The sequence below is a fragment of the Mycolicibacterium parafortuitum genome (genome assembly GCF_010725485.1).
Taxonomy (GTDB): domain Bacteria; phylum Actinomycetota; class Actinomycetes; order Mycobacteriales; family Mycobacteriaceae; genus Mycobacterium.
In genome coordinates, this window is sequence record NZ_AP022598.1 from 788,294 (window position 1) to 804,719 (window position 16,426).

The window sequence follows — 16,426 nt, forward strand, 5'->3', positions numbered from 1 at the left end:
AAACGGCGGCGAGTTCGTCGGGAGGAGTCATGGGTGCGGGCTGATCCAGCACCCACGTCCGGCACTTCCGGGCCCGGCACCCAGGCGCTGCGTGGCTGGCAGCGGCGCGCGCTGGTCAAGTACCTGACCGCCAAGCCCCGCGACTTCCTCGCCGTCGCGACCCCCGGCGCCGGTAAGACCACGTTCGCGCTGCGCATCGTCTCCGAACTGCTCGCCGAGGGCACCGTCGAGGCCGTCACCATCGTGGTCCCGACCGAACACCTCAAGATCCAGTGGGCGCAGGCCGCCGCGCGGCACGGCATCGCGCTGGACCCGAAGTTCTCCAACTCGAACTCGCAGACGTCCTCGGAGTACCACGGCGTCGTCGTCACCTATGCCCAGGTCGCCAGCCACCCGACCCGGCACCGGGTGCGCACCGAGAACCGCAGGACGCTCGTGGTGTTCGACGAGATCCACCACGGCGGCGACGCCAAGAGCTGGGGCGATGCGATCCGGGAGGCGTTCGACGACGCGACGCGCCGGCTCGCCCTGACCGGTACACCGTTCCGCAGCGACGACAGCGCGATCCCGTTCGTCACCTACGAAGAGGACGCCGCAGGGTACAAGACCTCGGTGGCCGACCACACCTACGGCTACTCCGACGCGCTCGCCGACGGCGTGGTGCGCCCGGTGATGTTCATGGCGTACTCCGGCGAGGCGCGCTGGCGCGACAGCGCCGGCGAGGAGCACGCCGCCCGGCTGGGCGAGCCACTGACCGCCGAGCAGACCGCGCGAGCCTGGAAGTCGGCGCTCGACCCGAAGGGCGAGTGGATGCCCGCGGTGATCGCCGCGGCGGACAAGCGGCTGGACGGGCTGCGCCAGCACATCCCCGACGCCGGCGGCATGATCATCGCCACCGACCAGACCGCCGCGCGTGCGTACGCCAAGCTGCTGCTCAAGCTCACCGGGGAAGACCCGACCGTCGTGCTCTCCGACGACAAGGGCGCCTCCGACCGCATCGCCCAGTATTCGGCGGACACATCGAAGTGGCTGGTGGCCGTGCGCATGGTGTCCGAAGGTGTCGACGTGCCGCGACTGTCGGTCGGTGTGTATGCGACGAGCGCGTCGACGCCGCTGTTCTTCGCCCAGGCGATCGGGCGCTTCGTGCGGTCCCGGCGCCTCGGCGAGACCGCCAGCATCTTCCTGCCGTCGGTGCCGAACCTGCTGATGCTGGCCAGCGAGATGGAGGCCCAGCGCAATCACGTGCTGGGCAAACCGCACCGCGAGCCGCTCGAGGACCCGCTGGACGCCGAACTGCGTGAGCAGAAGCGCGACGAGCCCGGCGAGGAGGAGAAGAAGGTCGAGTATCTCGGCGCCGACGCCGAACTCGACCAGGTGATCTTCGACGGGTCGTCGTTCGGCACGGCGACACCCGCGGGCAGTGACGAGGAGGCCGACTACCTCGGCATCCCCGGCCTGCTCGACCCGCAGTCAATGCGAGATCTGTTGCGCCGCAGGCAGGATGAGCAACTCCAGAAGCGCACCGCAGCTGGGGTGCAACCACCCAAGACCACCCACGGGCAGCTTCGGGAGTTGCGCACCGAGCTCAACACGCTGGTGTCGCTGGCCCATCACCGCACCGGACGGCCGCACGGCTGGATCCACAACGAGTTGCGCAGGCGCTGCGGCGGGCCGCCGGTGGCCGCCGCGACACGCGAGCAACTGCAGGAGCGCATCGCCGCGATCCGCGTACTGCAGCGTGAACTGACCGCCTGACCCGATCTCCCGTATCCGTCGGCCCCTCGCCTTCTGCGCTCGACAGGCATATATTCACCTCGGGGCGTTTCGCGGGGGTGAAATGGTCACAATCGAGTGCTTTTCGCAGATGGTCAGCGCCGTCCACGCGGCATCCGTAGAGCCGGACCGGTGGGTGGAGGCGATGACTCTGGTGAGAATCGCGCTGGGCGGCAATGCGACCGGCTTGGTCGTCGACCAGGGCGCCAACCGCGCCATCCAGAGCTGCAGCTTCACCGATGACGAGGCGATCACCTCGTACGCGAATTACTACCGGCAGTTCGACTACGTGCTGAAGGCGGTCGAATCCAGCGCGCCGGGGCTGGTACACAGCGGCGAGGCCCTGGTCGCGCTCAATCCCCGGTCGGCATTCAATGCAGAGTGGATGCGACGGTACGAACTCAACGACGGCATGTTCGTCCGGCTCACGGCCGCACCGCGTCCGTGCTCGTTCGTGGTGGCCGGCCGGCACGCCGGACCGTTCGCGACGCCGGACAACGTGCGGGTCCTCAACGCACTCGTCCCTCAACTTCAACGCGCGCTGCGCACCCAGCACGCCGTCGCCGAACTCCGCGACCGCGTGGCGTCCGGCAACCACCCGGCCGACTCGTTCTCCGCACCGGCGATGACGGTCTTCAGGGATATGACGATCGGCCACACCAACGCGGCCGCCGAGTCGCTGTTACGGTGCAGCGCAGACATTCTCGTCAGGTCCGGACATGTTCTGCTGCCATTCCCATCCGCCGACGCCGAGTTGCGGCGCGCGGTGTCGCAGGCCACCCGGGAGTCGGGACCCCGAACCGCGGAGACGCTGACGGTGCCGCGCGACGCCCTGTCACGACCGCTCGTCGTGCACGTGCTGCCGTCGACGAACCTGCACCGGCAGCAGGCCGTGGTGATCGTCGTCGACCCCGACAACCATCGAGAGCCGCCCAAAAAACTTCTGCGGCAGTTATTTTCGTTGACAGACGCCGAAGCGGAGGTGACGCTGCGGATCGCTCGCGGGCTGACGCTGGCCGCGGTCGCCGACGAGTTGTCGCTGTCTTTGGCCACAGTCAAGACCCATCTGCAGCACGTCTACCAGAAGACCGACACCCACCGGCAGGGCGAACTGGTCCGGCTGTTGTTGTCCCTCATGCCGTAGCGGGAACCCCGTCGGCATCGAGGTTCTGACGGCCTCGGGCGGCGAGCACCCTGCGTAGCACCTTGGGGTGCACCAACCGGCTGGGCGGCGCCAGCATGCCGGTGACCATCTGAAATTCCTGCGCCATCCACGGATCGGTCTCGCAGGCCAACAGGATGCGGTCGAGCAACGCGGTCGTCATCTTCATCGAGAGTGAGCGCTTGCCTTCCACTTCCGGCAACGCCAGATCCGAACCGACGGCCGTGCGCCAGGCGATGTCGATGCTCTTGGCCGCCGCCCGGTGGAAGCGCCGGGACAGCTCTCCGCCATCGGCGCGCAGGCACTCGCGCAGCGCGATCGCAGCGACGGCGGCGACCGTCATGCCCTGGCCGTAGATCGGGTTGAAGCTCGCGACCGCATCGCCGGTCACCAGGAGCCCGCGCGGCATCCGGGTCAGCTTGTCGTAGCGGCGCCACCGGCTGGCCGGGAATTTGTACAGCGCGATATCGGCCAGCGGCTCACCGGCGAGCAACGCGGCGTAGGCGTGCGCAGGCATGAGTTCCCTTAGGTAGGAATAGAATTCGTCTTCGCCAGCGGGAGGTGCGATGCCCAGCGTTCCCACCAGCACCTGCCAGTCGTTGTTCTCACAGCGGCTCATCGCCCATCCGTAGGGCCGTCCGGCCATCGGCATGTCGATGAACAGGATCTCGTTCAGAAGTCCGTCCGGGATGCGGACCGGCATGCTGACATAGCTGACATGCACCGTGAGGTGATCTTCGCGGGGCCGCGCGAAACCCATCCGTTCGAGCAACGCCGGCGTCCGGGATCCCCGGCCGGTCGCGTCGACGACCAGATCCGCGGCGATCTCGTACTGGCGGTGCTCCGGACGGCTCGTCACGCGGACCCCGGTCACCGTGTCGGCCGACCAGGTCAACGCGTCCGCGTCGTGGCGGTCGACGAGAGTCACCGCGGGTAGCGCCCGCACCCGCCGGCGCACATGGCTTTCGATGAACGGTCGGCTCGCGTGCAGGAGCGTCAGCTTCTCCGGATCACGCAGCCTGCCCGTCCTGGTGACCAGATGCCCACTGAAACGGGTGTACAGCTCACCGAGGTCGCCGCTGCGCCACAAGTGGGCGCCGTCGCCGACCATCTCATCGGTGACTCCCGGAAACAGCTCTTCGACGACCTGACCGCACCGCGCCAGCACCACGTGCGGTTGCCGCGACTGCGGGACCCCGTGCCGCGGCGCCGCGGTGTCGTCGAGTTCGTCACGGTCGACGATGGTGACCCGGTCGTAGAACTCGGTCAGTACCCGCGCCGCCAACAGCCCGGCCATGCTGGCGCCGAGCACTACCGCGTGTCCACCCCGATTCCGCATCCCTCAATGAGGCACCAGAGCCGCCCGAAGATCATCAACCGAACGGCTGAGATCACCCGGCCGCGAGCTTCGCGAGATTGTCCAGCGAGTACTCCAGAAGTGTGACGGCAAACGGCGGGAACTCGATGTGTTCGCGCAGTTCGGCGGGCACACCCGACCAGTCATAGGTCAGGGTGACCCGCGTCTGCGTCGCGCCGAGCGGTTCCAGGTCATAGCGCCACGTCCAGCCGCCGTACCCCACCACCCCGTCCGGCCCCGCCTGGCCGGGTTCCCAGCCCACGACGCGGTCCTGCTCGAACGCGATGACCTTGTTGGACATCTCGTAGTGTCCGTCCGGATGGTTGTCGTGGTACATCGCGACCCGGAACATCTGCCCGACGCCGGCCAACGGTTCCGGGTCGAGCGCCTCACGCACCCAGCCGGTTCCGTCGATCGCGGCGTGGTTGGCGGGATCGGCGAGCAACGCGAACGTCGCCGTAACGGGAGCATCGACAGTGGCTTCGACAGTCATGGTTTCGGTCATGCACAGGCTGACCGTCCGCGGCCGCGGAACTCATCGCGTCACAGCCCGAGCAGCGCGGGCAGGTCGGCCACCGAGTCGATGACGTGGTTGGGCTGCATCGCGAATTCGTCTGCCGCCCAGCGGTCCAGCGTGTCCTGCCGGAACTTGCCGGTGCGCACCAGCACCCCGGTCATGCCGACCACCTGACCGGCCAGCACATCGTTGTTGAGATCGTCACCGACGACGTACATCTCCTCGGGGTCCACGCCCAGCCGGCCGGCCGCGGACAGGAAACCCTCCGGCGCGGGCTTACCCACCGCGGTGGCCTTGCGGCCCGATGTCTTCTCCATCCCGATCAGGTACATGCCGGTGTCGACGCGCAGGCCGTCGGTGGTGGTCCACGCGGTGCTGCGGTGCATCGCGACCACCGGGACGCCCTGCGCCATCCAGTCGTAGACCCAGGACAGCGTCAGGTGGCTGTACTCGGGTCCGGCGCCGCCGAGCAGCACGACGTCCGGCGGCTCGGGGGCGCGCGGGCCGTCGAACTCACCGGAGTAGACGATGTCGATGCCGGGCATGTCCTCGGCGATCTGACCGCTGTTGACCAGGAAGCACCGCGCGCCGGGGTAGCGGTCCCGCACGTAGTCGGCTGTCAGCACCGCCGCGGTGATCACCTCGTCGGCGCGAACCGCCATGCCCGCTTCGCTGAGCAGTTCGGCGATCTGGACGCGGGTCCTGGTGGTGGTGTTGGTCAGGTAGGTGCAGGCGATCTGGTTGTCCGCCAACGTCTGCAGCGTTTCGGCGGCACCGGGAATCGGCTTCCACGACGTCACGAGCACGCCGTCGATGTCGAAGAGGATCCCGCCGATCGCCATGGTGCGACAGTAAACGGCCCGCGTCGGCACGCAAGTCGTACCCCGCTAGTGTTCCCCGCCGCCGCGCGCCCACCGGGTCGCGGACAACCACGGCGAGGTGGCTCCGGCGATGGCCCACGCCTGCTCGGCGGGTACGTCGATGACCTCGTACCGTTTGACACCCGCGGCGGTCGCGGCGATCAGCGTCGCCACGCCGGCGCGGCGCTGCGGCAGCGTCTGGCGCACCGTCCAGCCCACGATGCCCGCCGATGCCACGCAGTCGCGACGGCGGTGCAGGCTGCCCGCGCGGGCGACCAGCCAGCCGCCGCCGATCCGGTGCCCGAGCGACCGGGCGCGGTCGGCGGCCAGTGCCGCGCACGCCGCGGCCGTCAGCGCCGTGGCCACCCACGCCCACACCGGGACCCCGCCGGCCGCCGACCAGACGGCCAGTCCCACCGCGGCGGCGGCGGGCAGCAGCATCGCGCGGGTCCAGCGCCGCCGGGTCGCGGCGGGCCCGTGCCCGGTCAGTGCGCCGGTGACGGCGTCGGGCCGGCCGATCAGATCACCGAGCACCGCTTCGGCGGTCGGCCGCGGGCACGGCGGAAGCAGCTGCGACGCCTCGCCGGCGCCGGTGACGCCGGTCATCACAGCATCCAGGCGGGCACCACCGAAAAGCCGTACCAGAAGCGGTTCCCGCAGTGTGCCGCCGCGCAGCCGGCGCATGTCGAATGCGCGTTCCCGCACCCGCACCAGACCATGCGAAAGCTGCAGTACACCGGCGTCGCGTGCGGTGTCACGGCGCAGCACCAGGTTGCCGTAGGTGAGCAGCGACTGGGTCACCGACAACGCGATCGCCGCGACCAGTACCACCGCTGCGGCGGACGCGACCGCAGCGGCCGTCCCGAGCTCGTCGAGCACCTGCTGTCCGTTTCGCGCCAGTGCCGAATCCTGCAGCGCCCGAAGGACTCCCGCCTGCGAGAGCACGCCGAGCACGGCGGCGATCGTGACCAGGCCGGTCGGGGTCAATGCGCTGTACCGAAGCCACGACGGCTGCCACCGCGCCAGTTCCACGGCGGACGAGTCCGCCAGATCGGGCACGGCGGACGAGTCCGCCGGATCCGGCACGGCGGACGAGTCCGCCAGCAGCACCGCCCGCAGCCGGGCCACATCGCCGGCGGGCACCGCGTCGAGCTCGAAAGCCGTGTCGCCTGCCGCTTCCTGACCGGTGCTGACCTTGAGCACCGTCAGTCCGAGCAGCCGGTGCAGCAGCCGGGCGTCGGTGGACACCGAACGGATCCGGTTGCGCGGCACCGAGAGCACCACCCGCCGCAGTACCCCGCTGCGCAGTTGCACCTCGTCGGCGCCGATGCGGTAGGTGGTGGTGAACCAGCGCGCCAGCCCGAAGCCGACGACGAGGACGACACCGGCGAGCGTCCACAGCGGGTTGCCGGTGGCCGATCCGAGCACGAGCGATCCGACCAGCACCGGGATCTGGCGGATCACCTCGTGCACGGGGTGCACGAGCAGCATCCGCGGACTCAACCGGGACCAGTCGGGCGTCACGTGGCGTCCTCGCCGCCCAGCGCGGCGATGTCGGTCAGCTGCGCCACCACCCGGTCGGCGACGTCGACCTCGAGCGCGACGATGCGCACCGCCCCGGCCGACGACGCGGTCGTCACCGTCACGTTGGACAACCCGAACATCCGGTCCAGCGGGCCGCGGTAGGTGTCGACGGTCTGTACCCGCGAGATCGGTGCGATGCGGCGCTCCTGCACCAGCCAGCCCGTGCGGGTGTACACGGCCGTGGCGTCCAGATCCCAGCGGTGCACGCGATAGCGCCACAACGGCGCGACGACGATCGACACCGTCGCCCCGAGCACGGTGGCCACGGCGACGAGCACGTGCAGCCACAGCCGCTCCGCGTCGAACGCGAACCACACGATCTGCGCGATGACGGCGACCATCCACGGGACGGCGGCGCCGAGGGCCCACACCAGCGGCGCTTTCCGGCTCGGCGGGTGCGCCGGTTCGACCAGGTGCACGCGATCGAGCCTAGTTGCCGTGCGGGACCGTAAGTTGAATGCCATGACCTCCACATGGACCGCCGCCAACGTCCCCGATCAGTCCGGCAGGGTCGCCGTCGTGACCGGTGCCAACACCGGCATCGGTTACGAGGCCGCACAGGTGCTCGCGGGTAAGGGGGCCCGCGTCGTCATCGCGGTGCGCAACCTGGACAAGGGCAAGGACGCCGTCGACCGGATCACCCACCGCCACCCCGGCGCCGACGTGTCGCTGCAGGAACTCGACCTGTCCTCGCTGGCGAGCATCCGGGGCGCGGCCGAGGAGTTGCGCGGGGCGCATCCGCGGCTGGATCTGCTGGTCAACAACGCAGGCGTGATGTATCCGCCGAAGCAGACCACCGCCGACGGGTTCGAGCTGCAGTTCGGCACCAACCACCTCGGGCATTTCGCGCTGACCGGCCTGCTGCTGGACACCCTGCTCGACGTGCCCGGCTCGCGCGTGGTGACGGTCGCGAGCATGGCGCACCGCAACATGGCCGACATCCACTTCGACGACCTGAACTGGGAACGCAAATACAACCGGGTCGCGGCGTACGGCCAGTCGAAGCTGGCCAACCTGATGTTCACCTACGAGCTGCAGCGCAGGCTCACCGCGCACGGCGCGCCGACCGTCGCGGTCGCGGCACATCCCGGCATCTCCAACACCGAGCTGATGCGCCACATCCCCGGCACCGGCCTGCCCGGGGTGATGACCCTGGCCGGGCTGATCACCAACAGCCCGCGCGTCGGTGCGCTGGCGACGCTGCGCGCGGCCACCGATCCCGAGGTGCGCGGCGGCCAGTACTACGGGCCGTCCGGATTCCGGGAGATGGTCGGGCACCCGGTGCTGGTGGACTCCAACGCCAAGTCCCACGACGTGGAAGTCCAGCAGCGGCTGTGGACGGTGTCGGAGGACCTGACCGGTGTGAAGTTCCCGATCTGATGCGTTCCGTCGACGAACACCGGCGTGTGGTCGCCGGCCTGATCACCGCACGCCCCGCCCAGACCGTGCCGATCGCGGACGCCCTCGGCATGGTGCTCGCCGCCGACGTGGTGGCGGCGTTGTCCCTGCCGGGTTTCGACAACTCCGCGATGGACGGCTACGCGGTGCGCACCGAGGACGTCGCGACCGCGACCGCGGACACCCCGGTGCGGCTGCCCGTCGCCGAGGACATCCCGGCCGGGCGCACCGACATCCCGACCCTGGCGCCGGGCACCGCGCACCGCATCATGACCGGCGCGCCGCTGCCGTACGGCGCGACGACCGTCGTCCCCGTCGAGAGCACCGACGGCGGCGTGGACACCGTGACGATCCGGCAGGCCAAGCAGGACGGCCAGCACATCCGCCGCGCCGGCGAGGACGTGTCGGCGGGTACCACGGTGCTGCGCGCCGGGCAGGTCGTCACTCCCGCGGTGCTCGGCCTCGCCGCGGCGCTCGGGCTCGGTGAGCTGACCGTGACCCCGCGGCAGCGGGTGCTGGTCGTGTCGACGGGCACCGAGCTGGTCACCGCGGGCACTCCGCTGCAGCCCGGGCAGATCTACGAGTCCAACGGTGTGATGCTCGCCGCCGCGGTGCGCGACGCCGGTGGCGAGGTGATCGCGTCGCCGATGACCGGCGACGACGTCGCGGTGTTCACCGACACGCTGCGCCGGTACGCCGCCGACGCGGATTTGATCCTGACCACCGGCGGGGTCAGCGCGGGCGCGTACGAGGTGGTCAAGGACGCGCTCGGCCCGGGAAGCGTCGAGTTCGTGAAGGTCGCCATGCAGCCCGGTATGCCTCAGGGCTGCGGCACGGTCGAGGACACCCCGATCGTGACGCTGCCGGGCAATCCGGTGTCGGCCCTGGTGTCGTTCGAGGTGTTCGTGCGTCCGGCGCTGCGCGCCGCGACGGGGTTCGCCGACACCGAGCGGCCCCGCCGCACGGCGATGCTGACCGAGGATCTGACCTCACCGCGCGGGAAGCGGCAGTTCCGGCGCGGTGTCTTCGACCCCGTCACCGACTCCGTGACCGGTTACGGCCCGCCCGCCTCCCACCATCTGCGGTGGCTGGCCTCGGCGAACTGCCTGCTGGAACTCGACGAGGACACCGCAGAAGTGGCCGCGGGGTCGCGTGTGCAGGTCTGGGACCTGAGATAGCCTGGCGAGACGATGGCCAGACGCCCCGACCTCAAGACAGGACCAGCGCGCCTGGCGGCCCTGGTTCGTACCACCGTCCCCCCGATGCACCCGGCGGGGTTGCCGTTCGTCGGCGCCAGCCTGGCGGTCGCGCTGGCCGGCCGCAGAACGCGGTGGCTGCGCAACGCCGGCGTCGCGTCGGCGGCCGCCAACGCCGCGTTCTTCCGGCACCCGCCGCGCACACCTCCGACCCGGTCCGGCGTCGTGGTCGCCCCTGCCGACGGGCTGATCTGCCTGATCGAAGAGGAATTGCCGCCCAGCGAATTAGGGCTCCCGGCAACACCTTTGCCGAGGATCAGCATCTTCCTGTCGCTGTTCGACGCACATGTGCAGCGCGCGCCGCTGGCCGGTGAGGTGGTTGCGGTGGCGCACCGGCCCGGGCTGTTCGGGTCCGCCGAACTGGCTGCCGCCAGCGAGGACAACGAACGCAACAGCGTGGTGATCCGCAGCCCCGAGGGCGCCGAGGTGATCGCGGTCCAGATCGCCGGACTGCTGGCCCGGCGCATCGTGTGCGACGTCAAGCCCGGCGACAAGGTCGGCCTCGGCGACACCTACGGCCTGATCCGCTACGGCTCCCGGCTGGACACCTACCTGCCCGCGGGCTCGGAGATCCTGGTCGGCGTCGGGCAGCGCGCCGTCGCCGGCGAGACCGTCCTGGCCGAGCTGCCCTGATGCGCCCACGCCTCAAGACGCCGGTGGTCAGCGCCCGCATCCTGCCGAGCGCGATGACCGTCGCGGCGATCTGCCTGGGCCTGAGCGCGGTCAAGATGGCGCTCGACGGCCGCCCGACCGAAGCGATGGCGTTCCTGGCGATCGCCGCGATCCTCGACGGCCTCGACGGCCGGGTGGCGCGTGCGTTGAACGCGACCTCGAAGATGGGCGAGGAGATCGACTCGCTGGCCGACGCGGTGAATTTCGGTGTCGCCCCGGCGTTCATCGTCTACGCCACATTGCTGTCGACGTCGCAGATCGGCTGGATCGTGGTGCTGCTGTACGCGGTGTGCATCGTGCTACGGCTGGCGCGTTTCAACGCGATGCTGTCGGTCGACCAGCCCGCCTACGAGAAGAAGTACTTCACCGGTATGCCCGCACCCGCGGGCGCGATCGGCGCGATCGGCCCGCTGGCGGCCAAGATGCAGTTCGGTGAGGGCTGGTGGACCTCCGAGCCGGCCGTGGTGATCTGGATGATCGGCGTCTCGCTGCTGGTGGTCAGCACGCTGCCGATGCGCAAGATCCACACCTTCTCGGTGCCGCCGAACATGGTGGCACCGCTGCTGGCGCTGCTGGCGATCGGTGTCGCCGCGTCGATCATGTACGGCTACATCGTGATCCTGGTGATCATCGTCGCGTACTTCCTGCACATCCCGTTCGCGTTGCGCACCAAGCGGTTCCTGGCGGCACACCCCGAGGTGTGGGACGACAAACCCCGCCAGCAGCGGGCCGCACGGCGCGCGATCCGTCGCACCCACCGGACACAGCGGGCCCAGCCACGCCGCTCTTCGCTGCGCCTCGGTCTGCGCAGGCCGCCGAAAGGCTGAGGCGTTGGCACAGCTCGCGCTCACCGCCCGGTTGAACACCTCCGCGCTGGACTCACGCCGCGGGGTGGTCCGCCTGCATCCCGAGGCGATCGCCGCGCTGGGCATCCGGGAGTGGGACGCCGTGTCGCTGACGGGCGCACGCACCACCGCCGCCGTGGTCGGCGTCGCCCCGGCCGGGACACCCGCGGGCACCGCGCTGCTCGACGACGTGACGCTGTCGAATGCGGGCCTGCGCGAAGACACGTCGGTCCTGGTGTCTGCGGTGGCGGTCCAGGGTGCGCGGTCGGTGACACTGAGCGGTTCCCGGCTGGCCAGCCGGTCGATCAGCCCCGCCACGCTGCGCCAGGCGCTGCTGGGCAAGGTGATGACGGTCGGCGACACGGTTTCGCTGCTGCCCCGCGACCTGGGTCCCGGCACGTCCACGTCGGCGGCCACCGCGGCGCTGGCGTCGTCGGTCGGCATCACCTGGACCTCGGAACTGCTGACCGTCACCGCCGTCGACCCGGCCGGCCCGGTGAGTGTGCAGCCCAATTCGCTGGTCTGCTGGGGCGACTCGGCTGCGCCGGCGCCCTCGGCGCCGCCACCGGCCGAACCCGAGCAACCACACACGCCGGCAATCGCTTTCGACGACCTCAAGGGTTCGCACAGCCAGGCGAGCCGGCTCACGGAATGGCTCAAGCTCGCCCTGGATCAGCCCGAGCTGCTCGAAAAGCTCGGCGCCACCGCCAATCTCGGCGTGCTGGTGTCGGGTCCGGCGGGCGTCGGCAAAGCCACGCTGGTGCGCACCGTGTGCGCGGACCGGCGGCTGGTGGAACTGGACGGCCCGGAGGTTGGCTCGCTGCGCGCCGAGGACCGCCTCGCCAAGGTCTCGTCCGCCGTTGCCGCGGTGCGTGACGGCGGGGGCGTGCTGCTGGTCACCGACGTCGACGCGCTGCTGCCGGCACCGCCCGACCCGGTGGCGACGCTGATCCTCGCCGAACTGCGCAACGCGGTCGCGACCGAGGGGGTCGCGTTCGTCGCGACGTCGGCGATCCCGGACAGCGTCGACACCCGGCTGCGCTCCCCCGACCTGTGCGACCGTGAACTCGGCCTGAGCCTGCCCGACGGTGCGGTGCGCAGGCAGTTGCTCGAGGTGCTGCTGCGCGACGTGCCGGCGCGCGACCTCGATCTCGGTGAGATCTCTGAGCGCACACCGGGTTTCGTGGTGGCCGACCTGGCCGCGCTGATCCGCGAGGCCGCGCTGCGGGCCGCCGCCCGCGCCAGCGAGAGCGGCGACGCACCGGAGCTGCGCCAGGAGGACCTCACCGGTGCGCTCGGAGTGATCCGGCCGTTGTCCCGGTCGGCCACCGAGGAGGTGTCGGTCGGCTCGGTGACCCTCGACGACGTCGGGGACATGGTCGACACCAAACAGGCACTGACCGAGGCGGTGCTGTGGCCGCTGCAACACCCGGAGACGTTCCAGCGTCTTGGTGTGGAGCCGCCGCGCGGCGTGCTGCTCTACGGCCCGCCCGGGTGCGGCAAGACGTTCGTGGTGCGGGCGCTGGCGAGCTCGGGGCGGCTGAGCGTGCACGCGGTCAAGGGCGCCGAGCTGATGGACAAGTGGGTCGGCTCGTCGGAGAAGGCGGTGCGCGAATTGTTCCAGCGGGCCCGGGATTCCGCGCCGTCGCTGGTGTTCCTCGACGAGATCGACGCGCTCGCGCCGCGGCGCGGGCAGAGCTTCGACTCCGGGGTGACCGACCGGGTGGTCGCGGCGATGCTGACCGAACTCGACGGCATCGAACCGCTGCGCGATGTGGTCGTACTGGGTGCGACCAACCGACCCGATCTGATCGACCCGGCGCTGCTTCGGCCGGGCCGGCTGGAGAAGCTGGTGTTCGTCGAGCCGCCCGACACCGAGGCCCGCACCCAGATCCTGCGGACCGCGGGGAAATCCGTGCCGCTGGCACCGGACGTCGACCTGGAGGCGCTGGCATCCGAGCTGGACGGCTACAGCGCCGCCGACTGCGTGGCGTTGCTGCGGGAGGCCGCGCTGACCGCGATGCGGCGCTCCATCGACGCGGCCGACGTCACCGCCGAGGACGTGGCCACCGCCCGCGAGACGGTCCGGCCGTCGCTGGATCCGGTCCAGGTCGAGGCGCTGCGGACGTTCGCCGAGTCCCGCTGACCCGGACCGCCGCGCGGCGAAAGTGCGGTGAGATCGCGACTTCGCACGAATCGGCGATCTGAGCGCACTCTCGATGGCGGAAACATATCTTGACAGTGACTAGTTATCGTGGAATCGTCCAATCTAGCCGTTGTCAAGTTCGGGGAGGGACCATGAGCTCCACCACAGTCAGGGCCGGCGACCGCGAGCGTGAGGCCACCGCGGATGTGCTCGGACAGGCACTCGCGCAGGGATATCTCGATCTCGCTGAGTACGAATCGCGGCTGCAGACCGTCTACAGCGCGCAAACCGATCCGGACCTGCGGGCCCTCACCGCCGACCTGCCTGTCGCCGAGGTGCGCCGCAACGATCCGCGCCGTGCCGCGGCGCGCGCGGCTGCCGCCCGCCGCGGCATCCATCTGCACCTCGCGGCCTACGCGACGATGGTTGTCGTCGTGCTCACCGTGTGGCTCGCGGTCGGCCTCGGCACCGGCAGCTGGTACTTCTGGCCCGTCTGGCCGATCCTCGGCGCGGGCATCGGGGTGGCCGCGCACGCGCTGCCGATCCGGCTCGCGTTCCCGGCGTGCCCGGGGCTCACGGCCCGCTAGTTCGGATCCCCGTACTCGTCGAACCAGTACGCCAGCTTGCCGCGGCGGCTGACCGCGCGCAGCCGCCGCTCGGCGAGTTCGCGGGTCACCGACGTCGTCACGATCAGCAGTTCGTCGCCGATCGCGAGCCGGGTGACCGGCTGCGGCACGAACGAATGGCCCGCCCGGATGATCAGCGTGATCACGCTCGGGTCGGGTAGCCGCAATTCCATCACCGTGACGTTGTGTAACCGCGAACCCGGCGACACGGTCATCGTCAGCAACTCAGCGCCGAGCACGTCCAGCGGTGCCGCGTCGACCTGGATCTCACGGGTGGTGTCACGGGGGATCAGGTGCAGCCATTCGGCGACCATGCGCAGGCTCGGACCCTGGATCGCGGTGTAGAGCACCACCAGGATGAACACGATGTGCAGCAGCCGCCAGCTGTCGGGCACCCCCGCCACGATCGGATAGGTGCACAGCACGATCGGCACCGCCCCGCGCAGACCCGCCCACGACAGGAAGACCTTCTCGCGCCACGGCACCCGGAAGCCGATGAGCGACAGGAAGACCGACAGGGGCCGCGCCAACAGCAACAGCACCAGCCCCGCGACGATCGCCGGCACCACCTCGCGGAGCAGCTCCGACGGCGACACCAGCAGGCCGAGGATCACGAACACCCCGATCTGGGCGAGCCAGCCGGCCCCCTCGGCGAACGACCGCGTCGCCGACCGGTGCGGCAGCCCGGAGTTCGCGAGCACGACGCCCGACAGATACGCCGCCAGGAATCCGCTCGCGTGCGCGGTGCCCGCCGCGGCGAACGCGACCATGCACAGCCCGAACGCCGCGAGCGGATACAGGCCGGCGGCGGGCAACGCGATCCGGCGCAAGGTCATCGCGCCGAGGAACCCGAACCCGAGCCCGAGCACGACACCCATCAACAACTCGTAGAGCATCGTGCCCGCGATGGTCAGCGGGTCGAGGTCCATCGGCACCACGCTGAACAGCAGCACGAGGATCACCGCAGGCGCGTCGTTGAAGCCGGATTCGGCTTCCAGCAAGCCACTGAGCCGGCGCGGCAGCGGCACCACCCGCAGCACCGAGAACACCGCGGCGGCGTCCGTACTCGACACCACCGCGCCGAGCAGCAGCGCCAGCTGCCAGTCCATGCCGAGCACCCAGTGCACCGCCGCGGCCGTGATCACCGTGCTCGCCGCGACGCCGAACGTCGCTAGTACACCGGCGGGGGCCAGCACTTTCCTGATGTCGTTGAAGCGGGTGGTCAGGCCGCCCTCGACCAGGATCACCGCCAGCGCCGCGGTGCCCAGATCCTGCGCCAGCTGCGCGTTGTCGAACTGCAGCCCGAGACCGTCCTCCCCGACCAGCACGCCGACCCCGAGAAACAGCAATAGGCTGGGCAGGCCGACCCCGGTGGCCAGCCTCGTCGCGGCAATGCTCGCCAGCAGCACCAGACCGCCGATGAACAGCGCCACGTAGAGCTGCTGCAGGGTCACCCAGATGAGTAAATCAGGGACAGGAGGTTCATGCGGATCGCAGTGGCGGGCGCGGGTGCGGTCGGCCGGTCGGTGGCCCAGGAGCTCGTCGACTACGGCCACAAGGTCCTGATCATCGAGAAGGAATTCCACCGCTACGAGCCGAGCTCGGTCCCCGGCGCGGAGTGGCTGTGGGCGGACGCGTGCGAGGTCGGCTCCCTCGAAGAAGCCGAGATGCAGATCTGCGACGTCGCGATCGCGGCCACCGGCGACGACAAGGCGAATCTGGCGATGGCGCTGCTGGCCAAGACCGAGTTCGGTATCGAGCGGGTGGTGGCGCGGATCAACGACGCCCGCAACGAGTGGCTGTTCACCGAGGCGTGGGGCGTCGACGTGGCGGTGTCGACGCCGCTGGCACTCGTCGCCGCCATCGAAGGCGCGATCGACAAGGGTCAGTTGGTGCGGCTGATGGCGCTGGGCCGCGACTCCCGGGGCGATCTCGGGCAGAGCGCGACGAATGTCGCGAAGTTCACGCTGCCCGACGACAGCCCGCTGGTGCAGCGCCGCGTGCGAGACCTCGCGATGCCCGCCGACAGTGCGCTGGTGACGCTGATGCGCGGAAAACACCTGATCATCCCCACTCCGGACGAGGTGCTCAAGGCCGGTGACGAGCTGCTGTTCATCGCCGCATCCGGCGTCGAGGAACACATCAAGGCGATGGTGAAGGGCACCCGTAGACTGGAGTGACTCCAAAGTCAGTACGGCTGACGCCCATGTCCACCTGCCCGACGGAAAGC

General features: G+C 70.2%; 15 protein-coding genes. 9 read left to right on the top strand and 6 right to left on the bottom strand.

Annotation, left to right across the window (positions count from 1 at the left end; genetic code table 11):
- Positions 1-33 precede the first annotated feature (33 nt).
- Both NTM_RS03665 and NTM_RS03670 read left to right on the top strand, forming a co-directional pair.
- The gene (locus NTM_RS03665; RefSeq protein WP_163765491.1) at positions 34-1,755 is read left to right on the top strand and encodes a DEAD/DEAH box helicase; all 1,722 of its coding nucleotides are present in this window, start codon (positions 34-36) and stop codon (positions 1,753-1,755) included.
- A 163-nt stretch (positions 1,756-1,918) separates the two neighbouring features.
- Positions 1,919-2,917 carry a LuxR C-terminal-related transcriptional regulator gene (locus NTM_RS03670; RefSeq protein WP_232079610.1) on the top strand — a complete coding sequence of 333 codons (999 nt, stop codon included), beginning with the start codon at positions 1,919-1,921 and terminating at the stop codon, positions 2,915-2,917.
- On the opposite strand, the gene NTM_RS03675 is transcribed toward NTM_RS03670, so the two are convergent.
- The 5 genes from NTM_RS03675 to NTM_RS03695 form a co-directional block, all read right to left on the bottom strand.
- Complete coding sequence (locus tag NTM_RS03675; RefSeq protein ID WP_179963874.1) at positions 2,907-4,247, bottom strand: FAD-dependent oxidoreductase; 1,341 nt, start codon at positions 4,245-4,247, stop codon at positions 2,907-2,909. The two genes, NTM_RS03670 and NTM_RS03675, sit on opposite strands and share 11 nt — an antisense overlap.
- Before the next feature lie 79 nt (positions 4,248-4,326).
- Positions 4,327-4,797 (bottom strand): SRPBCC family protein, encoded by a 471-nt coding sequence (locus NTM_RS03680; RefSeq protein ID WP_163765492.1) that lies wholly within the window; start codon positions 4,795-4,797, stop codon positions 4,327-4,329.
- Between the two features lie 38 nt (positions 4,798-4,835).
- Positions 4,836-5,651 carry an HAD-IIA family hydrolase gene (locus NTM_RS03685; protein ID WP_163765493.1) on the bottom strand — a complete coding sequence of 272 codons (816 nt, stop codon included), beginning with the start codon at positions 5,649-5,651 and terminating at the stop codon, positions 4,836-4,838.
- 45 nt (positions 5,652-5,696) lie between these two features.
- Positions 5,697-7,160, bottom strand: a complete 1,464-nt coding sequence (locus NTM_RS03690) for a PH domain-containing protein (RefSeq protein WP_179964031.1) — start codon at positions 7,158-7,160, stop codon at positions 5,697-5,699.
- Positions 7,161-7,189: 29 nt separating this feature from the next.
- On the bottom strand, positions 7,190-7,672 hold the full coding sequence (locus NTM_RS03695) for a PH domain-containing protein (RefSeq protein ID WP_163765495.1): 483 nt from the start codon (positions 7,670-7,672) through the stop codon (positions 7,190-7,192).
- Positions 7,673-7,715: 43 nt separating this feature from the next.
- Here NTM_RS03695 and NTM_RS03700 point away from each other — a divergent pair, with 43 nt between their 5' ends.
- The 6 genes from NTM_RS03700 (at position 7,716) to NTM_RS03725 (ending at position 14,157) form a co-directional block, all read left to right on the top strand.
- Positions 7,716-8,633 carry an SDR family NAD(P)-dependent oxidoreductase gene (locus NTM_RS03700; protein WP_163765496.1) on the top strand — a complete coding sequence of 306 codons (918 nt, stop codon included), beginning with the start codon at positions 7,716-7,718 and terminating at the stop codon, positions 8,631-8,633.
- Complete coding sequence (moeA, locus tag NTM_RS03705) at positions 8,633-9,829, top strand: molybdopterin molybdotransferase MoeA (RefSeq protein WP_163765497.1); 1,197 nt, start codon at positions 8,633-8,635, stop codon at positions 9,827-9,829. The genes NTM_RS03700 and moeA overlap by 1 nt, the downstream gene beginning before the upstream one ends.
- A gap of 12 nt (positions 9,830-9,841) precedes the next feature.
- Complete coding sequence (locus NTM_RS03710; protein ID WP_163765498.1) at positions 9,842-10,540, top strand: phosphatidylserine decarboxylase; 699 nt, start codon at positions 9,842-9,844, stop codon at positions 10,538-10,540.
- Entirely contained in the window at positions 10,540-11,406 is an 867-nt protein-coding gene (gene pssA, locus NTM_RS03715; protein WP_104861786.1) for a CDP-diacylglycerol--serine O-phosphatidyltransferase, read from the top strand. The genes NTM_RS03710 and pssA overlap by 1 nt, the downstream gene beginning before the upstream one ends.
- A gap of 4 nt (positions 11,407-11,410) precedes the next feature.
- Positions 11,411-13,570, top strand: coding sequence for an AAA family ATPase (locus tag NTM_RS03720; protein ID WP_163765499.1), 2,160 nt, complete (start codon positions 11,411-11,413; stop codon positions 13,568-13,570).
- Between the two features lie 152 nt (positions 13,571-13,722).
- Positions 13,723-14,157, top strand: a complete 435-nt coding sequence (locus NTM_RS03725; protein WP_163765500.1) for a DUF1707 domain-containing protein — start codon at positions 13,723-13,725, stop codon at positions 14,155-14,157.
- Here the strand turns inward: NTM_RS03725 and NTM_RS03730 are convergent.
- Positions 14,154-15,650 carry a potassium/proton antiporter gene (locus NTM_RS03730; RefSeq protein ID WP_163765501.1) on the bottom strand — a complete coding sequence of 499 codons (1,497 nt, stop codon included), beginning with the start codon at positions 15,648-15,650 and terminating at the stop codon, positions 14,154-14,156. The two genes, NTM_RS03725 and NTM_RS03730, sit on opposite strands and share 4 nt — an antisense overlap.
- 30 nt (positions 15,651-15,680) lie before the next feature.
- On the opposite strand from NTM_RS03730, the gene NTM_RS03735 reads away from it, so the two are divergent.
- Entirely contained in the window at positions 15,681-16,376 is a 696-nt protein-coding gene (locus NTM_RS03735; RefSeq protein ID WP_163765502.1) for a potassium channel family protein, read from the top strand.
- Positions 16,377-16,426: the final 50 nt, after the last annotated feature.

Coding starts and splice junctions, on each gene's coding strand:
- NTM_RS03725 (WP_163765500.1), top strand. CDS start 13,723: ATGAGCTCCACCACAGTCAGGGCCGGCGACCGCGAGCGTGAGGCCACC.
- NTM_RS03680 (WP_163765492.1), bottom strand. CDS start 4,797: ATGACCGAAACCATGACTGTCGAAGCCACTGTCGATGCTCCCGTTACG.
- NTM_RS03690 (WP_179964031.1), bottom strand. CDS start 7,160: ATGCTGCTCGTGCACCCCGTGCACGAGGTGATCCGCCAGATCCCGGTG.
- NTM_RS03685 (WP_163765493.1), bottom strand. CDS start 5,651: ATGGCGATCGGCGGGATCCTCTTCGACATCGACGGCGTGCTCGTGACG.
- pssA (WP_104861786.1), top strand. CDS start 10,540: ATGCGCCCACGCCTCAAGACGCCGGTGGTCAGCGCCCGCATCCTGCCG.
- moeA (WP_163765497.1), top strand. CDS start 8,633: ATGCGTTCCGTCGACGAACACCGGCGTGTGGTCGCCGGCCTGATCACC.
- NTM_RS03700 (WP_163765496.1), top strand. CDS start 7,716: ATGACCTCCACATGGACCGCCGCCAACGTCCCCGATCAGTCCGGCAGG.
- NTM_RS03710 (WP_163765498.1), top strand. CDS start 9,842: ATGGCCAGACGCCCCGACCTCAAGACAGGACCAGCGCGCCTGGCGGCC.
- NTM_RS03670 (WP_232079610.1), top strand. CDS start 1,919: ATGACTCTGGTGAGAATCGCGCTGGGCGGCAATGCGACCGGCTTGGTC.
- NTM_RS03735 (WP_163765502.1), top strand. CDS start 15,681: ATGCGGATCGCAGTGGCGGGCGCGGGTGCGGTCGGCCGGTCGGTGGCC.